This window comes from Acidisoma sp., assembly GCF_035492295.1.
GTDB lineage: Bacteria > Pseudomonadota > Alphaproteobacteria > Acetobacterales > Acetobacteraceae > Acidisoma.
Genome location: NZ_DATJJK010000070.1, coordinates 1 through 5,629 on the forward strand (window position 1 = coordinate 1; position 5,629 = coordinate 5,629).

The window sequence follows — 5,629 nt, forward strand, 5'->3', positions numbered from 1 at the left end:
GAACGCGGGAAGCGCAGCCGCAGCGCCGAGCGGGACTGGACACCGACCATCGGCCTCGGCCTGCCGGTGCTGATCCCGGAAACCTATGTGCGCGACCTGCCGGTGCGGTTGGGGCTCTACCGGCGCATCGGGGGCCTGTCATCGGTCGAGGAAACCGAGGCGATGGCCGCCGAACTTGTGGACCGCTTCGGCCCCCTCCCGGAGGAGGTGGACAACCTCCTGCAGGTGATGACGCTGAAACGCATCTGCCGCGAGTCCGGGGTGGAGAAGCTGGATGCCGGCCCGAAAGGCATGGTGTTGAGCTTCCGTGGCAATTCCTTCGCCAATCCTGGCGGGCTCATCCCCTGGATCGCGTCCCGCAGCGGGACGATCCGGCTGCGGCCGGACCACAAGCTGGTGGTGGCGGCGGATATGGACATTTCCAAGCGCATCCGGCTCGCCAAGGATATCCTCGGCAACCTGGCGCGGATCTCGGCACAGGCGCGGGCGGCCTAGCGCTGTTCTCAGTCCGCGCCGGCTAAAACGGCGCGCAGATCAAAAGGCTGCGGACTGATCAGCCATCGGCCGGCGCGTTGGACCTCGTCAAAAGGGCCGCGCACCGGCTATTGGAGCGATCCAATACAATCTTCCGTACAATGACCCACGTCTGGATGACGGATCAACAGTACGTGATTTGTGTCGATAGGCTGGGGTTTCTGCCGACCGAGCGCATCGGGCCCTCGCAGGCGCATTCCGTCGGCCCGGCTGACCTCGGCTTTCCAATTACGGCAAGGTTGTGCTGAGCGGTCGTTCTGGCATTCAGGGTAGCCGTTATGGTGCGACATAAATCCCCCAATCCGGAATCGCTCGCGGATACAAATCCCCTGACGCCGAGGCGGTAAGCCTCACGCAGGAAGGGAGAGAGATTTGTCGTGCTTTCTTCGGTTAGCAAGACAAGAGGAAGATCAATGCCTTCGAATTTCCTGAGTGCAGAGAGGACTTTTGTCCGACAGCACTCGCACGCATGCAGAACAATGATGTCGATCGAAAATGGATGAGGTGCAAGCGCGTCCTCAATAGTCTCAAACGGATGAGTATTAAAGTGAGTTTTGCACGAAATAGTCAGCGCCTGTGTCATGCAATCTCGCGAGAAGCGGTGCGCGTCTACCAGCGCAACGCCCGGCCCTGCGCACGCAGTTGCAGCACTGAATTCAGTGTCAATCTCTTTTTCACCTTCTGCTGAGCGAGGGTCGACGTCATGCCACAGTTCCATGATGCACCTCATGCTGTCGGACTTCTCAATGTTCCGTGCGAGCGCGTAGATACACCAAGACGTCAGGGGTCGATAGCCTTATTTGGGGTGTCGACTATACGGCGGGTTTGGTTTCCATCCAATCAGAGAGATGAGAAACTTTGTGAATATCAAGGTATAATATAGGCGTTACAAGATGAAGGGATTTCAAAAATCGGTTCAGCCGACGTTTCTCGATCATCAGAAATTAACCTTATTCGCAACAAGCTTACGTTGTGACGTCCCTGTTCTGCCGCGCGGGCGTTTGGCTTCAAGCGTATTGTCAGGTTATTGCTAAGTCGTATCAAACATTGTCCTGGCCCGATACATCTGTCGTGAGCCTCGACAAGGGGCGCGTTTGCGGTGCTTACCGCGATGGCAAAGATGGTCGCTGTGTTGGCGGCGCCTATGGTAGGCTAAGCGCCATGCACCGTAGCCCCTTGCCCCAGGATTGCAGCCTCGCGCCGCTCTTCGACAGTGCCGATCTGGCCGATGCCTATGCCGTGTCCCTGCCTGAATACGCCGCCAGCCTGCCAATCGAAGAACTGGCCGGGCGTCTGCTTGGCAATCCCGCCAGGTGGTTCCGCGCATTGCTTGCCATCCGGGACCGCGTGATGGCGCCCTTGGGCGTAAAGACATCGGGGGAATTGCGCCACGCATCTCAGGGTGACGAGCGGCAGCGCGTCGATTTCTTCCCCATCCTGTCCCAGACCGAGCATGAGCTGATCATGGGTGACGATGACCGGCATCTCGACTTCCGGGCCTCCCTCCTGCGGCGGAAGGACGCGGCTGGGCAGGGGGTAGAACTGGTCATGACCACCGTCGTCCATTGCCACAACAGCCTCGGCCGCGCCTATATCGCCGCCATCCGGCCATTTCACTCCTTGGTGGTTCGATCAAACCTCCGCCGCGCCGAGCGGGCAGGGTGGCGGGCGTAGCTTTTTGACAAAGCCGCGCTGGATTCGACCGGTCTTCGCGACAGCTTGGCGACCATCCGTCGGGCCGGGACCGATCTCCTGCCGCGCCGGCTTCACCTGACCGGTTCGGCAAAGACCTGCCGAGGTCGGCCGTTGCGAACCAGCCCGCTCAGGCCCTGCTTAAAAGGGGGATGTAAAACTACCTCACATGGCGTAATCGCGGTCTATGACCTGGTCCGGACAAAAACGTGGCTACCACCATGGCAATCTGCGCGAGGCGTTGGTTGAGGCGGCGCAAGTGCTTATTGCTGAAACTGGCCCGGCCGGCTTCACGATCGCCGAGGCGGCACGCCGCGCGGGTGTAAGCCCCGGCGCGCCCTATCGCCATTTTCGCGATGCGGAAGCACTTCTGGCAGAGGTCGCCCTGCGGGGCTTCGAAACCCTGCGTCTCGCGCTGACCCAGGCCTGGCACGATGGCAAGCCCGAGCCGGTTCAGGCGTTCGAGAATATGGGCCGTGCCTATCTGGCTTTCGCACGACATGAACCGGCTTTTTACGCGGCGATGTTCGAGGCGCGGCTGAACCTGGAGGCTCATCCGGGTCTTCTCAACGCGAGCGATCAGGCTTTCGCAGTCCTGCGCGGCGCCGCCGAAACCTTGACGGCCGGAGCGCCCCCGACGCGAAGACCACCTGCCTTGATGGTCGCCCTGCATGTCTGGGCCATGTCCCACGGCATCGCCTCCCTGTTCTGCTCCCCCGATGCCGGCAGGCGGAAATTGCCGATGTCGGCGGAAGACCTGCTGGAGGCTGGGGTGCTCGTCTATCTTCAAAGCCTGGGGCTGGCTGGCGGTCAGGAGCCGCACGCGCATTCTCCTTGACGATCCTTCGCGGGGCGGCTTAGATGTAAATGTGCCTTACATTCACATGGGAAGAACATCATGTCCGGCGCGGCGAACGAAGGGGCTTTTGGTAATTCCGGATTCAGGCGTGGAGGATGGGGACCTGGCCCAGGCTGGAGACGCCCGGAGGAGGGCCAGAACTATCAGGGGGATGGCCGTTACGGACCGTCCAATGGGGCTGGCGACTACTTCGCCATGTGGTCGCTCTCGCGGCCATTGCTGATCGCGGCGACCATTACAGGCTTCATCATCTGGTGGCCGGTTGGTCTCGCATTGCTCTGTGTCGCAATCTGGAACAGGCGGGTCGGCCGTTTCCTGTTCAGCGAAGGCCGTGGCCGCGGCGGCGGCTGCGGAAGCTGGTCGGGCCTTTGGTCCTGTGGGGCGAGCGAGACGCGAAACCGCGCCAGTCAATCGAGTGGCAATCAGGCCTTCGATGAATACAAGGCCGAGACTTTGCGCCGTCTCGAGGAGGAGCAGGGCGAGTTCGCAGGCTTCCTGGACCGTCTGCGCTTCGCCAAGGACAAGGCGGAATTCGACCAGTTTATGGCGGAGCGCCGGCAGCGGCCGCCGACCGATCAACCGCCCCAGCCTGAAAGCTGATCACGGCTGGCTGGACCGTGTCAGATCGAGGCGAAAACACCTCGATCTGACACCGTTACGCTCCAAGATGCGCCTTGGCCCGGATAGGTCCTGATCGTCCTGTCCTTGCCGCGGGCGTGATCAAACGTTCTTGCGGCGTTTGCGTTGTCTGGCCCGAACAATGCCGGCGCGATGACCCGTGTGCCGCACGCCATGGCGGAAGTGGGCCGAGACGCGGGCCACGGTGCCAAGCAGGGTTGCCGCCAGCCCACTCATGCTAAACTGAAGGCCGCTGGCATTGTCCGTTTTCCGCAAGCGGGTGATCTCCTCCTGCGTCGGCAGCGATGGCACGAAAACAATGCGTTCGGGCCCCATATTCAAAGGCGTTCCGCTGGCCAAAGCTGGCAGGACGGAAGGGGATGCGGCCACCCGGTCCGTGAGCGGTGGTCCGAGGTCGAAAATTTCCTGAACCGTCTTGATCACCGAGGTGTGGTCAAAGGGCGGACCGTCGGCGGCCTCGGGGCGAATGATGCTGCCTGGCGATATCAGGGGGGAGATGATGACCGCAGGCACGCGGGCGCCGTAACGGTTGAAGGTGAAGCCGTCGGGGTAGGGACCGCCCGGCGGTGTCGCCGGCGGCGGCGGCACATGGTCGTAGGTCCCGCCATGCTCATCGTAGATGATGATGAAAAGTGTTTTCGTCCAATGCGGCCCCTGCCGAAGTGCGTTGTAGGTATCGGCAATCAACTGTTCGGCATGAATGAGATTGGTAGGCGGATGCTGATCGTTCGGGACCTTCGGGTGAAAGCGGCTGACGAAATAGCGTGGCTCGATGAACGTGTAGGAGGGAAGAATTCCGTTGCGCGCGTCTTCGGCAAACTCGTGCTCGTAAAGGCGGAAGTTGGGTGTCGGCAGACGCGGCCAGATGTCGGCGAGCAAAGCCGTATTCGGCAGGTCATGGAAATAGACGGCCCAGTCTTCATCCCTTTCCGTCAGACGCCGAAAGAGACTCGGCATACGATAGGGAAAATGCGGGGGATCGTTATTGACCCAGCCGCCAGCCGTGCCGGTATGGACGAAGAAACGGTTGGGCCAGGTCTGGCATGGCGCCGATGCGAACCACCGGTCCGAGACGCCGAAGGACCGCGCGAGTTCGCTCAACACCGGTAGTTGAGCGGGCGAAAAGCAATGCATGATGGCAGCCGGGTCGGGCAGGGAATCGTCTGGCCCGCGCGGTTGGCGCATGTAGTTGTCGACGAATCCGTCCATCGTCGGAACCCCACGCCCCTGACCGTCCGGGGTCATTCCGGCGGCTGTGAAAAATTGAGCCTCAATGTCGTGAAAGAGCTCACCCGGATCTGGATCGGGACCAGCGGCTGTCGCACGGCTGACGCCGGGATCATTCCAAACCGGCACCGTCACTGTGTCGCTTTGGCGATGCCAGGGGTTGGTTTCCCGGCCCGTCAGCCCGTCGAAATCCGGGCGGTCCGGATAGAGCCAGCCAAGCATCGTATCGAAAGACCGATTCTCGAGCATGAGAACGACGACATGCTCAATGGTATTGGTAGCCTGGCTGTCGCTGGTGCCTGATGTCATTGTCGGTCCGATCGGTTCGTGTCCTTGACCCTCGCCATCGACCATGATCACGTTCAACCTTGCTGCCAGACTGCACGAACTACCTCGCCCCGCCCCTTGGGCGCGGCGTCACTGCAGGTAATTCCGCAAGCGTCTCCCTCCAATACCGGCTTCGCAGAATTCTTTTCACGCGCTGAGGCGCAGGAATTCTTCCGCCAGAGCCGTCCATTCGTCGGGCAGCGAGACGCCCGGAACCGGCCGCCCGGCGCGGCGATACCAGTAGCGGGCGTTGCCGAGGTCGCCCTCCTGGCGGTGCAGGTGGGCGTGGATGAGGTCGGAATCCGCCTCGCCCTCATGCTCCTGCACGATGTCGTGCGCTGCCTTCCAATC

General features: G+C 61.5%; 6 protein-coding genes and 1 pseudogene. 4 read left to right on the forward strand and 3 right to left on the reverse strand.

The annotated features are described in order from the left end of the window. Positions 1 to 495: TRCF domain-containing protein (locus VL752_RS05180; protein ID WP_325352859.1), on the forward strand; the 495-nt coding region annotated here is incomplete at its 5' end. Between the two features lie 163 nt (positions 496 to 658). On the opposite strand, the gene VL752_RS05185 is transcribed toward VL752_RS05180, so the two are convergent. After that, the gene (locus VL752_RS05185; RefSeq protein WP_325352861.1) at positions 659 to 1,252 is read right to left on the reverse strand and encodes a hypothetical protein; all 594 of its coding nucleotides are present in this window, start codon (positions 1,250 to 1,252) and stop codon (positions 659 to 661) included. A gap of 443 nt (positions 1,253 to 1,695) precedes the next feature. On the opposite strand from VL752_RS05185, the gene VL752_RS05190 reads away from it, so the two are divergent. From VL752_RS05190 to VL752_RS05200, 3 genes are all read left to right on the forward strand, one after another. After that, positions 1,696 to 2,208, forward strand: a complete 513-nt coding sequence (locus VL752_RS05190; RefSeq protein ID WP_325352863.1) for a DUF2867 domain-containing protein — start codon at positions 1,696 to 1,698, stop codon at positions 2,206 to 2,208. Between the two features lie 205 nt (positions 2,209 to 2,413). Beyond that, positions 2,414 to 3,064, forward strand: coding sequence for a TetR/AcrR family transcriptional regulator (locus VL752_RS05195; RefSeq protein ID WP_325352865.1), 651 nt, complete (start codon positions 2,414 to 2,416; stop codon positions 3,062 to 3,064). 60 nt (positions 3,065 to 3,124) lie between these two features. Further along, the gene (locus tag VL752_RS05200; protein ID WP_325352867.1) at positions 3,125 to 3,685 is read left to right on the forward strand and encodes a DUF2852 domain-containing protein; all 561 of its coding nucleotides are present in this window, start codon (positions 3,125 to 3,127) and stop codon (positions 3,683 to 3,685) included. A 120-nt stretch (positions 3,686 to 3,805) separates the two neighbouring features. Here the strand turns inward: VL752_RS05200 and VL752_RS05205 are convergent, their stop codons facing one another. Then, positions 3,806 to 5,260 carry an alkaline phosphatase family protein gene (locus VL752_RS05205; protein WP_325352869.1) on the reverse strand — a complete coding sequence of 485 codons (1,455 nt, stop codon included), beginning with the start codon at positions 5,258 to 5,260 and terminating at the stop codon, positions 3,806 to 3,808. A 165-nt stretch (positions 5,261 to 5,425) separates the two neighbouring features. Next, positions 5,426 to 5,629 (reverse strand): annotated as a pseudogene (locus tag VL752_RS05210) (hypothetical protein); the annotation flags it as partial.

What these genes read in the sequence shown, in the direction of transcription:
- VL752_RS05190 (WP_325352863.1), top strand. Translation starts at nt 1,696, where the DNA reads ATGCACCGTAGCCCCTTGCCCCAGGATTGCAGCCTCGCGCCGCTCTTC.
- VL752_RS05205 (WP_325352869.1), bottom strand. Translation starts at nt 5,260, where the DNA reads ATGACATCAGGCACCAGCGACAGCCAGGCTACCAATACCATTGAGCAT.
- VL752_RS05195 (WP_325352865.1), top strand. Translation starts at nt 2,414, where the DNA reads ATGACCTGGTCCGGACAAAAACGTGGCTACCACCATGGCAATCTGCGC.
- VL752_RS05200 (WP_325352867.1), top strand. Translation starts at nt 3,125, where the DNA reads ATGTCCGGCGCGGCGAACGAAGGGGCTTTTGGTAATTCCGGATTCAGG.
- VL752_RS05185 (WP_325352861.1), bottom strand. Translation starts at nt 1,252, where the DNA reads ATGGAACTGTGGCATGACGTCGACCCTCGCTCAGCAGAAGGTGAAAAA.